The following is a 15,010-nucleotide window of genomic DNA, read 5'->3' on the forward strand; positions in this document are numbered from 1 at the left end:
CTACTCTTCGCTGAACAGGATTTCGTAGGTGATCGGATCGTAGAAGCGGAGCAGTTCCCGGACGAAAGTCTTCTCCGGAACCTCGAACGCATGCGCCCAGTCGCGATAACGATCGGGCGGAATGCGGCCCCGGCCTGTCTCGAGCTGGGAAATGAAAGTGTAGTAGTCCGCGCCGACCTTGGCCGCGAGCTGGCGTTGCGACAGGCCGACGGCCTCGCGCATTTCCTTCAGCCAGCGACCGCCCTCGCGGCGGAGGTCTTGGACCTCTGAGGCGCTGCGTCGTTGTGGATTGCCATACATAACAAAGACCTCGCGCTTCGGCCGGTGCGAGGGGCGCGCGCTCGCGCTCGCTCATCCACCCGACGAAATCGCATTATATGTAGCGCGTTTCGAGGGGGGGTTCAAGGAACGCTATATAGGAATTTGCTGTACCGGTTACGAAAATGCTGTACGGCGCGATTTCAGGTATTGTGGACGTATGACGTTTGCTCTATAGCCATCGCTGCTCCCATGCGCGCCACTCGGTCGCAGGGGGTGTGGGATTTTTTTGGGAGACATTCCTCATGGCCTATACCACGGCCCAATTGGTGGACGCTTATACCAAGGCTAACCTTGGCAAAGCTCCGGACCTTGCCACGTCGCTGACGCTCGACGCGTATGCGACCCAGACCCTGCCGGGCGGCGGCCTGACCGAGCCTCAAGCGCTCGCCAACACGCTGAAGCTGGTCAACAGCACGACGGCCGTCGCCGTCGAGACCTACCAGTTCTTCACCAACCGCGCTCCGTCGGCGGCTGGTCTGGCCTACCTGGTCAACTCGGCCACCAACACCACCGACCTGAACGACGCTTACTATGCGAAGTTCGGTCAAGAAAACCGCTTCATCAACTTCTCGATCAACCTCGCCACGGGCGCGGGTGAAGGCGCCACCGCTTTCGCCGCGTCTTACGGCACGGGCGTTTCGTACGCTCAAGTCGTGGCCTCGGCCTATGACAAGATCATCGGCAACGCCGCCGCGACCGCCGCTGGCGTCGACGTCGCCGCCGCCGTGACCTTCCTGAGCCGTCAAGCCAACATCGACTACCTGACCGCTTTCGTGAAGGCCAACACCGGCTTCACCGCGGCCGCCGACATCGACCTGGCCGTCAAGGCCGCCCTGATCGGTGAAATCCTGAACGCCGCTACGGTTTCGGGCATTGGCCTCTACGCCAACGCCACGAACGCCCTGCTGGTCGACCTGTCGGACGGCACGCTGAGCACCGATAGCAACGCCGGCGTCAACATCCTGACGGCCTATCCGTCGGCTGGCACCGTCGGCTCGTCGCTGACGCTGACGGTCGGTGTGGACACCCCGGTGGCCACCGCCAACAACGACACGTTCAACGGCTCGGACACGACCTTCACCAACCTCGACACGATCGACGGTGGCGCGGGCAACGACACGCTGGTGATCGCTGACGTCACCGGCGCCTTCAACACCGCTAGCGTCGTCGGCGCGACCGTGAAGAACGTTGAAAACGTGACCTTCAAGTCGATCACCACCGGCACGGTTGACACCAGCGGCTGGGCTGGCGTCCAAGCGCTGAGCACCACGACGATCGGTGGCGTCACCGCCACGGCCGCCGGCACCACCGCCATCACCGCGGTCGACGCGGCTCTGGCGGGCGGCGCTGTCAGCGTTCAAGGCGGCAGCACCGTCAACGTGACCACGGTCACGACCGGCACCGGCACCATCGCCGTCGGCAACACCACCGCTCCGACCGGCGCCGTGACCGTGAAGGCCTCGGTCGCCGGCACGGGTAACCTCACCCAAGGCGTCATCGGCGTCACCGGCGGCACCACCGTCTCCGTGACGACCGCCGCGACCCAGGCGACCAACAACACCACCACGACGCAAGCCGCCGTGACGGTGACGGGCACCTCGGCCACCACGGCCGTGACGGTGAACCAAACGGCCGCCGTGACCGCCGGCGCTTCGGTGAAGGGTATCGGCGCTGGCGCCGTGACCATCAACGACGCCAACGGCGCTCACGCGACCAAGGCTGGCACCATCGGCACCGTGACGCTCGCCAACGCCGGCGCCGTCGCGATCACCGACAACTCGCTGGCCACCCTGAACGTCTCGGGCAAGGTCGGCACCATCGGCGTCACCACCGGCGCTGGCGCCACGGTCAGCGCCCTGGCGCTGAACCTGGGTGCTGGTACGACGGGCGCTGTCACGCTCGCCACCAGCTACAAGACCCTGAACGTCGCCGTCTCGGGCGCCAACACCGTTGCTGACGTGTCGGCCACCGCCGCCACCACGCTGAACGTGTCGGGCACCGCCGCCGTGACCTTCACTGCCAACGCCGGCCTGACCGCCGTCACCACGGCTAACGTCACGGGTTCGGCTGGCCTGGTCGCCAACCTGACCACGGCGACGGCTCTGACCAAGGTCGACACCACCGCCACCACCGGCACCTCGTCGGTGACCATCGACGCCACCAAGGTCGCCTTCGCCGGCGGCGCTGGTTCGGACACGGTCACCCTGTCGGGCGCCCTGGCTTCGGGCGGTTCGATCGTGCTGGGCGCTGGTAACGACCGCCTGGTCGGCACCACCGCCGTGGCCGCTTCGGCCACCACGGTCATCGACGGTGGCCTGGGCAGCGATACGGTCGCTTCGAGCCTGATCAACGCCGGCAACGGCGCGCTGTTCAAGGGCTTCGAAGTGCTGGGTCTGGGCGCCAACACGCTGGACGCCGGTCTGCTGACGGGTTCGACCATCTCGGGCCTGGAGCTGTACGCCGGCGGCGGCAATGGCACGTTCACGAACGTGGTCAAGGCCCAATCGCTGAGCGTCACGGGTTCGGCCGCTGGCGGCACCACCACGCTGACCTTCAGCGACGTGGCTGGCACCGCCGACGCGTACACGATCGGCTTCAACGCCTCGACCACTGGCACCACCTCGTCGCCGACCACGGTCGCCGCGGGTACGCTGGCGATCGCCGGCATTGAGACGGTCAACATCGCTTCGGGTTCGGCTGCTGGCGTGAACAGCAACACGATCACGCTGCTGGACACCTCGGCCAAGTCGCTGGTGGTCACGGGCTCGCAAGCCCTGACCGTTGGCTTCGACGCTGGTGGTTTCGGCACCGCCGGCGCCAACGGCCTGGCCACGATCGACGCTTCGGCGGCGACCGGCGCCATCACCCTGAACACCACGAACGCTGGTGTCGCCACTGGCGGCCTGACGATCGTTACGGGTTCGGGCGCTGATGTCGTGACCCTGGCTCAAGGCGCCACCGTCCTGCTGGGCGCTGGCAACGACACGATCACGACGGCCGCCGGCGCTTCGACCATCACCCTGGGTGGTGGCAACGATGCGGTCGACGCCCATCTGACCACGGTCGCGTCGCTGGTTACGCCGGTGTTCACGACCATCACCGACACGTTCGCCACCGGTGACTCGCTGATCTTCGCTAACGTCGGCACCGAAGTGTTCAACGCTACGGCCGCCTCGGTCGGCGCCGCGACCACGCTGGCCAACGCTCTGGACATCGCGATCACCGCTGCTGGTGACACGAACGCCCAGATCTACTGGTTCCAGTACGCCGGCAACACCTACGTCGTCGAGCACACCGGCGCTTCGACCAACCTCGACACCACCGACGTCGTGGTGAAGCTGGCTGGCAACGTTGACCTGACGACCGCTTCGTACACGGCCGCCACCAACACGCTGTTGGCCGTCTAATCGACTTGGGAACTGGCCGGAGTTCGCTCCGGCCGGCAACCTGGCCAAGATGCGCCGCCCTGGTTCTCCAGGGCGGCGTTTTCTTTTTCCGATCGGATGAATGCGCATCGGGCGCGAGACGGCTTGCGGACGCCAAGCCCTGTGTTTAAGGCGAACCGGAGTGAGTGCTCCTTTTCCGCCACAATTTCGTGGTCGAGACGCGACCTAAGTTGTTACTGTATACGGCCCCGCTCGCTGGCGTGGCGTCCTGAAGGCTCGAGATGATCGTCAACCGCACCGGCGCCAAGCCGACCATTCTTGACCAGGCCGTCTTGGTCGCGAAGCCGGCGGTGGTCACCGCCATGGTCTTCAGTTTCTTCATCAACATCCTGGCGCTGGTCAGCCCGATGTACATGCTGCAGGTCTATGACCGGGTGCTGTCGAGCCGCAGCGTCTCGACCCTGGTGGTCCTGACCATTATCTGCGTCTTCCTGTTCATCATCTACGGGTTGCTGGAGGCGCTCCGCACCCAGGTGCTGGTGCGCGGCGGCCTGAAGTTCGACAGCGTCGCGCGCGATCCGATCTTCAAGGCGGTGCTGGATTCGACGCTTAGCCGGCGCGGCGGCAGCGGCCAGGCGTTTCGCGACATGGACCAAGTCCGCGAATTCATGACCGGCGGCCTGATCGCTTTTTGCGACGCGCCCTGGACGCCCGTCTTCATCATCGTCTCGTGGTCGCTGCATCCCTATTTCGGCATCCTGGCGATCATCAGCTGCTTCGTCATCTTCGGCCTTGCCATGATGAACGACCGCAGCACCAAGAACCCGATCCAGATGGCCACCATGGCCTCGATCGCGGCCCAGAACGACGCCAGCTCGACCCTTCGCAACGCCGAGGTCATGAAGGCGATGGGCATGTGGGGCGGCCTGCAAGCGCGTTGGCGCGTGCGTCGCGATGAGCAGGTGGCTTGGCAAGCCGCCGCCAGCGACGCTGGCGGCGCGGTGATGTCGGGCATCAAGGTGTTCCGTCAGGTGGTCCAGACCTTGATCCTGGGCGGTGGCGCCTATCTGGCCATCGAAGGCAAGATCACGGCCGGTTCGATGATCGCCGGTTCGATCCTGGTCGGTCGCGCCCTGGCGCCGATCGAAGGGGCCGTCGGCCAGTGGAAGGGTCTGCTGGGGGCCCGCAGCGCCTGGGACCGTCTCCAGGTGATGCTGCGCGAGGAGAAATCCGCCGAGGATCACATGCCGCTGCCCGAACCGCGCGGCGTGCTGTCGGCCGAGGCCGCCTCGATCCTGCCGCCCGGCGCCCAGGTCCCGACCATGCGTCAGGCCAGTTTCCGTATCGAGGCCGGCACGGCCGTGGCGCTGGTCGGCCCCAGCGCGGCCGGCAAGTCGTCGCTGCTGCGCGGCATCGTCGGCGTCTGGCCCTGCGCGGCGGGGGTGATCCGGCTCGACGGCTACGACATCAAGCAGTGGGACCCCGAGAAGCTGGGCCGCCATATCGGCTACCTGCCGCAGGACATCGAACTGTTCTCGGGGACGGTCGCCCAGAACATCGCTCGCTTCACCGAGTACGAAGCCCAGGAAGTCATCGAGGCGGCCACCCTGGCCGGCGTGCACGAGATGATCCAAGGCTTGGCCATGGGTTACGACACGCCAATCGGCGAGGGCGGCGCCTCGCTCTCGGGCGGCCAGCGCCAGCGCCTGGCCCTGGCGCGCGCCATCTTCCGGATGCCGGCCCTGCTGGTTCTGGACGAACCGAACGCCAGCCTGGACCAGGTCGGCGAGATCGCGCTGATGGAGGCCATGAACAAGCTGAAGGCCGCCCAGCGCACCGTGGTCTTCGCCACCCACAAGGTGAACCTGCTGACCCAGGCCGACTACATCATGGTCATCAATCAGGGCGTCATCGCCGATTTCGGTCCGCGCGACACCATGCTGGCGAAGCTGACCGGCGCGGCGCCTCCGCCCCAGCCGACCGCGCCCACGCCCATCCAGAGCGCCCACTAGTCGTCCGTTCGCTCCCTTTTCGTAAGGCCGTCCCCGGGACGCGCCCATCAGGCTGAAGACAAGATGAAGCCCCCCAAGATCCAGCGTCCGACGGACAACTACCAAGGCGTGGCCCGGATGGGCTACGCCGTGATCGCCGTCCTGTTCCTAGGCCTATTCGCGGCGGGGTTCACGAGCCTGAGCAGCTCCGTGAGGGCCGGCGGCGTCATCACCGCCGAGGGCAATCGCAAGACCATCCAGCATCTGGAAGGCGGCATGCTCCGCAAGATCCTCGTGCATGAGGGCCAGAAGGTGAAGGCCGGCCAGATCCTGTTCGAGCTGGACCCGACCCAGGCCAACGCCGCCGCGGGAATCACCAAGAACCAATATGTGGCTCTGATGGCCATGGAGGCGCGCCTGGTGGCCGAGCGCGACCAACGCCCGACGATCACCTTCCCGGCCGAGTTGCTCAGCCAGCGGAGCGATCCGATGGTCGCGCGCGCCATCGTCGACGAGCAATCGCAGTTCCTCGAACGCCGCCAGACGATCCAGGGCCAGACCGACCTGATGAACGCCCAGCGCGAGCAGTATCAGAGCGAGATCGAGGGCATCGATCGTCAGACTCAAGGTCTGAAGGACCAGCTGGGCTTCATCGAGGACGAGCTGAACGATCTGCGCAAGATCTACGACAAGGGCCTGGTGCCGCGCCCGCGCCTGCTGGCGCTGGAGCGCGAGCAGGCGTCGCTGTCTGGCTCGATCGGCCGCCTGACCGCCGACCGTTCCAAGGCGGTGCAGGGCGCGGGCGAGACCCAGCTGAAGATCCGTCAGATCAAGCAGCAGTTTTTCGAGCAAGTCAGCCAGAGCATCAGCGAGACTCGCGTGAAGTTGGCCGAGGTGACCGAACGAGAGGTGGTGGCTTCCGACGCCCAGCGGCGGATCAACATCGTCTCGCCGGTCAACGGCACCGCTCAGAACCTGCGGTTCTACACGGAGGGCGCCGTCGTCCGCGCGGCCGAGCCGCTGGTCGACATCGCGCCCGACGACGAGTCATTCGTGATTCAGGCCCATTTCGCGCCGACCGATGTCGACAACATCTACCCCGGCATGGTGACCGAGGTGCGTCTTCCGTCTTTCCATTCCCGCGAAATTCCGATCCTGAATGGCAAGATTATGTCGATCTCGCGTGACCGGCTGAACGATCCAGAGGGCAAGACGGTCTATTTCCTCGCGATCGTCCAGGTCGACGTGAAGCAACTGCCGAGGGAGTTCCGCGCCAAGGTCACCGCGGGCATGCCGGCCGAAGTGGTGGTGCCGACCGGCAAACGCACCGTGCTGCAGTACCTGTTCTCGCCCCTGCGCGATGCGATGCGCACCGCCATGCGCGAGGAGTAGTCGGCGATTCCAAGAGCCTGATTTCCAACGCCTTTCGGAAAGCGGTGCGTGACGATGGAAATGTCGTCGCCGCTGCTTTCCAATCGGCTCCAATAGTGTAGTCAGGACCCTTCGTTGTTACTGGAGTCGACGGGAGCGTATGGCGAAGACGGCTTTGATCACCGGCGTGACCGGTCAGGACGGCGCCTATCTCGCCAAGCTGTTGCTGGAGAAGGGTTATACCGTCCACGGCATGCTGCGCCGCTCGGCCTCGGCCGACGTGATCGGCGACCGTCTGCGCTGGGTCGGCGTCTATGACGACATCCGTTTCGAACTGGGCGACCTGCTGGACGAGGGCGGCCTGTCGCGGCTGATGCGTCGGCTGCAGCCGGACGAGGTCTACAACCTCGCGGCCCAGAGCTTCGTCGGCGCCTCGTGGGACCAGCCGCACCTGACCGGTTCGGTCACGGGGCTGGGGACCACCAACATGCTGGAGGCCGTGCGGCTGGAATGCCCGCAGGCGCGCTTCTATCAGGCCTCGTCGTCGGAAATGTACGGCCTGGTGCAGCATCCGATCCAGTCGGAGACCACCCCGTTCTACCCGCGCTCGCCCTACGCCGTGGCCAAGCTCTACGCCCACTGGATGACGGTGAACTATCGCGAGAGCTTCGGGCTGCACGCCTCGGCGGGCATTCTGTTCAACCACGAAAGCCCGCTGCGCGGCATCGAGTTCGTGACCCGCAAGGTCACCGACGCGGTGGCGGCGATCAAGCTGGGTCAGCAGAAGACGGTCGAGCTCGGCAATCTCGACGCCAAGCGCGACTGGGGCCACGCCCGCGACTATGTCGAGGCCATGTGGCTGATGCTGCAGCAGGAAATCCCGGACGACTACGTGGTCGCGACCGGTAAGACCTGGACCGTCCGCGAGATGTGCGAGGTGGCCTTCGCCACGGTCGGCCTGAACTACCAGGATCACATCACGATCAATCCGAAGTTCCTGCGCCCGGCCGAGGTGGACCTGCTGCTGGGCGATCCGGCCAAGGCCAAGGCCAAGCTAGGCTGGGAACCCACCACGACCATGCAGGACATGATCGCCGAGATGGTCGAGGCCGACCTCAAGCGGCGCGGGGGAAAATGACCCGCGCCGTCGTCATCGGCGGCGTCGTCATCATCGGCGGCGGCGGCCATGCCAAGGTGATCATCGAGAGCCTGCGGGCCTCGGGTGAGATGGTCACGGCGATCATCGACGCCGATCCTACGCCGCGCGCGGTGCTGGGCGTTCCGGTGGTCGGCGACGACCTGGTCCTGCCCGGTCTGCGGGAGCAGGGTTTTTCGAAGCTGTTCGTCGCGATCGGCGAGAACCGGCTGCGCGAGAAACTGGGTCGGAAGGGCCGTGAGCTGGGCTTCACCCTCGTCAACGCCATCCATCCTTCGGCCATCGTCTCGCCAACCGCACGCCTCGGCGAAGGGATCGCGGTAATGGCCGGGGTGGCGATCAACGCCGACACCCAGGTCGGCGATCTGGCCATCATCAATACTGGCGCGGTCGTGGATCACGACTGCCAACTGGGCGCGGCCTGCCACCTGGGCCCCGCCTCGGCTCTGGCGGGCGGCGTGACCGTCGGCGAGCGCGCCTTCCTTGGCGTCGGCGCGCGGGTGATCCCGGGCGTGACCATCGGCGCGGATGCGATCGTCGGCGCCGGCGGCGTCGTCGTTCGTAACCTTCCGGACGGGGTCCTTGCGATCGGCGTTCCGGCGAAAATCAAAGGAGACCGGCCATGACCAGCCCGGCGAACACCCTGCCCAGGATTTCCGTCGCCGCTCCGCGCCTGGACGGCAAGGAGCGCGAATACGTTCTCGAATGCATGGACACGACCTGGATCTCGTCGGTCGGTCGCTTCATCTCCGAGTTCGAGAAGGCCTTCGCCGACTATTGCGGCGTGCGCAACGCCATCGCCTGCAACAACGGCACGACGGCCCTGCACCTGGCCCTGGTGGCCCTGGACATCGGTCCGGGCGACGAAGTCATCGTGCCCAGCCTGACCTACATCGCCTCGGCCAACGCCGTGACCTATTGCGGCGCGACGCCGGTGCTGATCGACAACGATCCGCGCACCTTCAACCTCGATCCGGCCAAGCTGGAGGCGCTGATCACGCCGCGCACCAAGGCGATCATGCCGGTGCACTTGTACGGCCAGATCTGCGACATGGACCCGATCCTGGAGGTCGCGCGCAAGCGCGGCCTGAAGGTGGTCGAGGACGCGGCCGAGGCCGTCGGCGCGACCTACAACGGCAAGAAGTCCGGCTCGCTGGGAACGTGCGCCACGTTCAGCTTCTTCGGCAACAAGATCATCACCACCGGCGAAGGCGGGATGATCACCACCGACGACGACGAACTGGCCGCCAAGATGCGCCTGCTGCGTGGCCAGGGCATGGATCCGAGCCGCCGCTACTGGTTCCCGATCGTCGGCTACAACTACCGCATGACCAACATCCAGGCCGCCATCGGCCTGGCGCAGCTGGAGCGCGTCGACGTTCACCTGGACGCCCGCGAGCAGGTGATCGGCTGGTACGACGAAAAGCTGACGCGCCTGGGCAACCGCGTGATCAAGCCCTATGTCGCGCCGACCGGCCGTCACGTATTCTGGATGTACACGGTGCGCCTGGGCGAGGGCCTGTCGACCTCGCGCGACCAGGTGATCAAGGATCTGGACGCCTTGGGGATCGAGAGCCGCCCGGTGTTCTATCCGATGCATGTCATGCCGCCTTACGCTCACCTGGCCAATGGCGACCTCGCCACCGCCGAGGCCTGCGGCGCCGACGGCCTGAACCTGCCGACCCATGCGGGCCTGAGCGAGGCGGACATCGACCGCATCGTCGCGGCGCTGGACCAGGTGCTGGTCTAGCCGATGCGGATCGTCCTGCTGTCCTCGATCGTGCCGTTCATCAACGGCGGGGCGCGCTTCATCGTCGAGTGGCTCGAGGAGAAGCTCGTCGAGGCCGGCCACGAGGTGGAGCGGTTCTATCTTCCGTTCACAGACGATCCGAACGAGCTCCTGCACCAGATCGCCGCTTGGCGGCTGATCGACCTGACCCAGTGGTGCGATCGGGTGATCTGCTTCCGGCCGCCAGCCTATGTGGTGGACCATCCCAACAAGGTGCTGTGGTTCATCCACCACATCCGCACCTTCTACGACCTGTGGGACACGCCCTATCGCGGCATGCCGGACGACGCCAACACCCGGGCGATCCGCGACAACCTGCGGGCCCTGGACACCCGCGCCATCGCCGAGTCCCGGGCGGTGTTCACCAATTCCCAGGTGGTCGCCGACCGCCTGAAGACGTTCAACGGCCTGGACGCCACGCCGCTGTATCCGCCAGTCTATCAGCCCGAGCGTTTCACCCATACGGGCTATGGCGACGAGATCGTCGCGATCTCGCGTCTGGAGCCTCACAAACGCCAGGCCCTGATGATCGAGGCCATGCAGCACGTGAAGACCGGCGTGAAGCTGCGCCTGGCCGGCACGGCGTCCAGTCCCGAATATGGCCGTCAGCTGGTCCAGATGACCCGCGACCTGGGCGTCGCCGACCGGGTGATCCTCGAGGACCGGTGGATCAGCGAGGATGAGAAGGCGCAGATGCTAAAAGAAGCGCTGGCCGTCGCCTACCTGCCCAAGGACGAGGACAGCTACGGCTACCCGTCGCTGGAAGGCGCCCACGCGCGCAAGGCCATCGTCACCACCACCGACTCCGGCGGCGTGCTGGAGCTGGTCGAGCACGGCCGCAACGGCCTGATCAGCGAACCCGACCCCAAAGCCCTGGCCGAACAGTTCGATCGTCTGCACGCCGACAAGCAAGGCGTGGCCAGGATGGGAACCGCGTCGCTGAACCGCCTCGCCGAGATGAAGATCGACTGGAGCACCGTCGTGGAGCGGCTGACCGCATGAAGGTTCTGGTCGTCAACAACGCCGCCCCGTTCCAGCGCGGGGGCGCGGAAGAGCTGGCCGACCATCTGGTCCGCCGCCTGAACGCCACGCCCGGCGTCCAGTCGGAGCTTGTCCGCGTGCCGTTCACGTGGGAGCCGGCCGAGCGGCTGATCGAGGAGATGCTGATCTCCAAGGGCATGCGGCTCTACAATGTCGACCGCGTGATTGGCCTGAAGTTTCCGGCCTATCTGATCCCCCACCACGACAAGGTGCTGTGGCTGCTGCATCAGTTCCGCCAGGCCTATGACCTGTCGGAAGCCGGCCAGAGCCATCTCGATTTCGACGAAACGGGCAGGGCGGTGAAGGCGGCGATCCGCGCGGCCGACAACGACTGTTTCGCCCAGTGCCGCAAGATCTTCTGCAATTCGCCCGTCACCCAGAACCGGCTGATGAAGTTCAACGGCGTGCAGAGCGAGGTCCTGTATCCGCCGCTGAACGACGGTGAGCTGTTCACCGGCGGCGACTATGGCGACTACGTGTTCGCCGGCGGTCGTGTTGCGGCAGGCAAGCGTCAGCACCTGCTGGTCGAGGCCCTGGCCCTGCTGCCGAACGGCCCGCGACTGGTCGTCGCCGGGCCGCCGGAGAACCAGGCCTATGCCGACCGGCTGCGCAAGCTGGTCGAGGACCTGGACCTGAAGGATCGGGTCGACCTGCGCTTCGGCTTCCACCCGCGCGAGGACATCGCCCGCTGGGCCAACGGCGCCCTGGTCTGCGCCTATCTGCCGTTCGACGAGGACAGCGTCGGCTATGTGACCATGGAGGCCTTCGCCTCGGGCAAGGCCGTGCTGACCGTCACCGACTCCGGCGGCCTGCTGGAAATTGTCAGTCAGGACACTGGCGCGGTGGCCGAACCTTCGCCTCAGGCGTTAGCTCAAGCGTTGCATAGTTTGACGTCCGATAAGGCGCGGGCGATATCCCTGGGGGGCGTCGCGCGTGAACTCTGGCGCGACAAGAATGTCACATGGGAGGAGACGGTCCGCCGTCTTCTTGATTAAGCCATAAATTTTGGGTTGAAGGCCGGGTTAAGCTGAGATCCGCCCAAGTCTAGGAAGTGCGAGTGTTGTTGAAAGCCTTGTCCGTTCGGTCATCTGTCATCGCCATGGCGGTCGCCATGGTCGTGGTCGGTCGCGCCGAACTCGCTCACGCCGAGACTTTGTCCGACGCGATCGCCGCCGCCTATCAGAGCAACCCCAACATCCAGGCGCAGCGCGCCGCCATGCGCGGTCTGGACGAGAACTATACCCAGACCCGCGCGGCCTACGGCCTGCAGGCCAGCGCGTCGGTGGCGGAGAACTACGGCTGGCAGAAGGGTGCTCTGCAAGATAACGGGATCGAGGCCGCCAGCCAGACGACCCAGCTCTCGCTCAGCCAGGCGCTGTATACCAACGGCCGCTACGCTGCGCGGCTCGCCGGCGTCGAGGCCCAGATCAAGGCCGCGCGCGAGAACCTGCGTCGCATCGAGATGGACCTGCTGGTGCGGGTCACCAACGCCTATGTCTCCGTGCGCCGCGATCGCGAAGTGCTGCGCATCAGCCAGGGTGGCGAAGCCTGGCTGCGCAAGCAGCTGCAGGACACCGAGGACAAGTATTCGGTTCGCCAGGTGACGCTCACGGACGTGCAGCAGGCGAAGGCCCGTCTGGCCTCCGCCACCACCCAGGTCGCCAACGCTCAGGCGCAACTGAATGTCAGCGCCGCCTTCTACGCCTCGCTGATCGGCCACATGCCCGACACGCTCGAACCGGAGCCGGACATCGACGGCCTGCCGACTAGCCTGGACGAGGCCTTCAATCAGGGGGAACAGTCGAATCCGAGCCTGCTGGCCGCAGGTTATACGGAAAAGTCGTCGCGCGAGGGCGTCGCCGAGGCTCGCGCCCAGCGCCTGTTTTCGGTCAGCGCCAATGCGGCCTATCGCAATGGGTCGAGCTCGCCCTACTACGGGCGGGGCAATTTGCGCGAAGACACGGTCAATGCCGGCATCACCTTGAGCCAGCCGCTGTTCTCGGGCGGTCAGTTGAGTTCCGCCGTCCGCCAGTCGGTCGAGGAGAACAATCGCGACAAGCTGCTGATCGACGACGCGCGCCGCAACATGGTGCTGAGCGTCTCGCAGTACTGGGACCAACTGGTCGCCGCCCGCAAGTCGCTGGTCTCCCTCGAAGAGGAAATGAAGGCCGACACCATCGCCTTCTACGGCGTGCGCGAGGAAGAGCGCTTCGCCCTGCGCAGCACGATCGAGGTGCTGAACGCCCAGGCCGAACTGCAGAACGCCCAAATCGGCTTCGTGCGCGGTCGGGCCAACGAATATGTCGGCCGCGTGCAGCTGCTGGCCCAGGTCGGCACGCTGGAAGTCGGCAATCTGGCGCCGGGCGTCCAGTCCTATGATCCCGAGCGGCACTTCAAGAAGGTCCGCTACAAGGGCATGTTGCCGACGGACCTGATCGTCCAGACCTTCGACAAGATCGCCCTGCCGCTCGAGCCGAAGAAACCCGAGGCCGGCGACACCACGCCGATCCGCCCCCCGTCCACCGACCTTCCGGCCAAGCCGGTGTCGGCCGACAAGGTGACGCCGCCGCAGTCGATCAACGATCTGCCAAGTCTGAACGACTCGCCGGTCGCCACAGCGCCGAAGGGCTAGGCGAGGGGCAGCAGCTCGCGGATCATCCGCAGCCAGGTTTCGCGATCGAACGAGACGTGGCCGTTGTGCGCGGTCGCGGCGGCCAGCTCGGCGCGCCAGGCGTCGTCGGCGATCATCCGCGCCAGCTTGCCGGCCGCGTCCTCGACGCTGGCGTCGGCCCAGCGGCCCGCGCGGTAGATGGCGCCGTCGCCTTCGACCGGGATCAGGTTGAAATCGACCAACCGGCTCGAGGCGGGATCCATGAATTCGACGTTCGAAGACCAGCCCGTCGCCAGGGTCGGCTTGCCCAGCCAGATGGCCTCGGCCAGCAACAGACCGTAGCCCTCGGAGCGGTGCAGGGACAGGACGATGTCGCTGCTGGCGGTCAGTACCGCCATGTCGTCAGTCGACAGGCTTTCGGTCATCAGGCGGATCGACGGGTCGTCCGCGACCTGGCTCCGCAGCGCTTCGAACGTTTCGGGATAGAGATCCGCGCCGACCACCTTGCACAGCAGCAGAGCGGGCTTGGACGCCGTCGCCTGAGCGCGCTGAAAAGCGCGCAGGGCGGCGTAGGGGTTCTTCCGTTGCGCGGTGGAGCGCAAATCGAAGGCCATCAGCACGACCACCGCGCGCTCCGGGAAACCGAAGCGGGCGCGATCGGGCGCGGGGCGTGGATTGAGGTACAGCGGATAGGGGACCGGCGAGACCTTCACGCGCGGCGGAGCGATCTTGCGGATGGCGTCGGCGGCGAAGGCCGAGGGGGTCCAGACCTCGTCGACGAGGGCGAAGGCGGCGTTCCACTCGGATGGAACGTCTTCCAGCTCCCAGGCCCAGTAACCGATATGGCGGTTGCCCTCCAACGGTCGGCCCTCGGTCTCGCGGACCCAGCGCAGCAGCTCCGGTGGATTGATGTGCGAGATCACCACGCCGCGCTCGTCGGTCGCGGGCGGCGGGAAAACGGCCGGCAGATCGACAGGGAAGCCGACCTGAGCGGACAGATCGACGGCGCGCGTGGCCAGGCCCGCGTCGGCGAAGCCCCGCGCCAGCATGCGCGCGCCCTCTCCGAGACCGTGCACCGCGCCGTGGAAGCCGACGATGGTGACGGGCAGGGTCGGTGGCAGGTTCCGGCGCTTGGCGCGACGACCGGCGCGGGCCTGGGCCGTGCGTTCCGCGCGCGCCTTGGCCGCCGCATCATAGGCGTCGCACGCCGCTCTGAACGTCGCGCCGGGCGCCCCGGCCGTCAAGTGCGCGGCGCGACGCACCGGGACCGGCAAATTTCGCCAGAGCGCGAGAAGGCGAGCTTTCATGAATGATGCGTGCGGAATCGATCGCCGGGAGGGCTGG

The 15,010-nt window shown here is 66.3% G+C and carries 11 protein-coding genes; 9 read left to right on the plus strand and 2 right to left on the minus strand.

Annotated elements, in window-relative coordinates:
• A complete protein-coding gene (locus ASC70_RS09825) occupies window positions 1-300 on the minus strand; it encodes a helix-turn-helix transcriptional regulator (protein WP_047409707.1) in 300 nt (99 codons plus the stop codon).
• Between the two features lie 263 nt (window positions 301-563).
• Here ASC70_RS09825 and ASC70_RS09830 point away from each other — a divergent pair, with 263 nt between their 5' ends.
• The 9 genes from ASC70_RS09830 to ASC70_RS09870 all read left to right on the plus strand — a co-directional run bounded on the left by ASC70_RS09830 (window position 564) and on the right by ASC70_RS09870 (window position 13,687).
• Window positions 564-3,728, plus strand: coding sequence for an S-layer protein (locus ASC70_RS09830; RefSeq protein WP_162247205.1), 3,165 nt, complete (start codon window positions 564-566; stop codon window positions 3,726-3,728).
• A 263-nt stretch (window positions 3,729-3,991) separates the two neighbouring features.
• Complete coding sequence (locus tag ASC70_RS09835) at window positions 3,992-5,719, plus strand: type I secretion system permease/ATPase (RefSeq protein ID WP_156396197.1); 1,728 nt, start codon at window positions 3,992-3,994, stop codon at window positions 5,717-5,719.
• 63 nt (window positions 5,720-5,782) lie between these two features.
• The gene (locus ASC70_RS09840) at window positions 5,783-7,090 is read left to right on the plus strand and encodes an HlyD family type I secretion periplasmic adaptor subunit (RefSeq protein ID WP_056049493.1); all 1,308 of its coding nucleotides are present in this window, start codon (window positions 5,783-5,785) and stop codon (window positions 7,088-7,090) included.
• A 139-nt stretch (window positions 7,091-7,229) separates the two neighbouring features.
• On the plus strand, window positions 7,230-8,207 hold the full coding sequence (gene gmd, locus ASC70_RS09845) for a GDP-mannose 4,6-dehydratase (protein ID WP_056049495.1): 978 nt from the start codon (window positions 7,230-7,232) through the stop codon (window positions 8,205-8,207).
• Window positions 8,204-8,851 (plus strand): acetyltransferase, encoded by a 648-nt coding sequence (locus ASC70_RS09850; RefSeq protein WP_056049497.1) that lies wholly within the window; start codon window positions 8,204-8,206, stop codon window positions 8,849-8,851. The genes gmd and ASC70_RS09850 overlap by 4 nt, the downstream gene beginning before the upstream one ends.
• Window positions 8,848-9,975 (plus strand): DegT/DnrJ/EryC1/StrS aminotransferase family protein, encoded by a 1,128-nt coding sequence (locus ASC70_RS09855; protein WP_056049499.1) that lies wholly within the window; start codon window positions 8,848-8,850, stop codon window positions 9,973-9,975. Before ASC70_RS09850 ends, ASC70_RS09855 begins: the two co-directional genes overlap by 4 nt.
• 3 nt (window positions 9,976-9,978) lie before the next feature.
• Window positions 9,979-11,016: a glycosyltransferase family 4 protein gene (locus ASC70_RS09860; protein WP_056049502.1), complete on the plus strand. Its 1,038-nt coding sequence runs from the start codon at window positions 9,979-9,981 to the stop codon at window positions 11,014-11,016.
• Entirely contained in the window at window positions 11,013-12,050 is a 1,038-nt protein-coding gene (locus tag ASC70_RS09865) for a glycosyltransferase family 4 protein (RefSeq protein ID WP_056049506.1), read from the plus strand. The genes ASC70_RS09860 and ASC70_RS09865 overlap by 4 nt, the downstream gene beginning before the upstream one ends.
• A 56-nt stretch (window positions 12,051-12,106) precedes the next feature.
• Window positions 12,107-13,687: a TolC family outer membrane protein gene (locus ASC70_RS09870; protein ID WP_056049508.1), complete on the plus strand. Its 1,581-nt coding sequence runs from the start codon at window positions 12,107-12,109 to the stop codon at window positions 13,685-13,687.
• Here ASC70_RS09870 and ASC70_RS09875 read toward each other — a convergent pair.
• Window positions 13,684-14,928, minus strand: coding sequence for a glycosyltransferase (locus tag ASC70_RS09875; protein WP_235519328.1), 1,245 nt, complete (start codon window positions 14,926-14,928; stop codon window positions 13,684-13,686). The two genes, ASC70_RS09870 and ASC70_RS09875, sit on opposite strands and share 4 nt — an antisense overlap.
• Window positions 14,929-15,010 lie beyond the last annotated feature (82 nt).

This window comes from Caulobacter sp. Root343 (genome assembly GCF_001425745.1).
In the GTDB taxonomy this organism is placed as follows: Bacteria; Pseudomonadota; Alphaproteobacteria; order Caulobacterales; family Caulobacteraceae; genus Caulobacter.

Bases quoted from the DNA above. Each gene is read 5' to 3' on its own strand.
- ASC70_RS09825 (WP_047409707.1), bottom strand. From the start codon at position 300: ATGTATGGCAATCCACAACGACGCAGCGCCTCAGAGGTCCAAGACCTC.
- ASC70_RS09830 (WP_162247205.1), top strand. From the start codon at position 564: ATGGCCTATACCACGGCCCAATTGGTGGACGCTTATACCAAGGCTAAC.
- ASC70_RS09840 (WP_056049493.1), top strand. From the start codon at position 5,783: ATGAAGCCCCCCAAGATCCAGCGTCCGACGGACAACTACCAAGGCGTG.
- gmd (WP_056049495.1), top strand. From the start codon at position 7,230: ATGGCGAAGACGGCTTTGATCACCGGCGTGACCGGTCAGGACGGCGCC.
- ASC70_RS09850 (WP_056049497.1), top strand. From the start codon at position 8,204: ATGACCCGCGCCGTCGTCATCGGCGGCGTCGTCATCATCGGCGGCGGC.
- ASC70_RS09855 (WP_056049499.1), top strand. From the start codon at position 8,848: ATGACCAGCCCGGCGAACACCCTGCCCAGGATTTCCGTCGCCGCTCCG.
- ASC70_RS09860 (WP_056049502.1), top strand. From the start codon at position 9,979: ATGCGGATCGTCCTGCTGTCCTCGATCGTGCCGTTCATCAACGGCGGG.
- ASC70_RS09865 (WP_056049506.1), top strand. From the start codon at position 11,013: ATGAAGGTTCTGGTCGTCAACAACGCCGCCCCGTTCCAGCGCGGGGGC.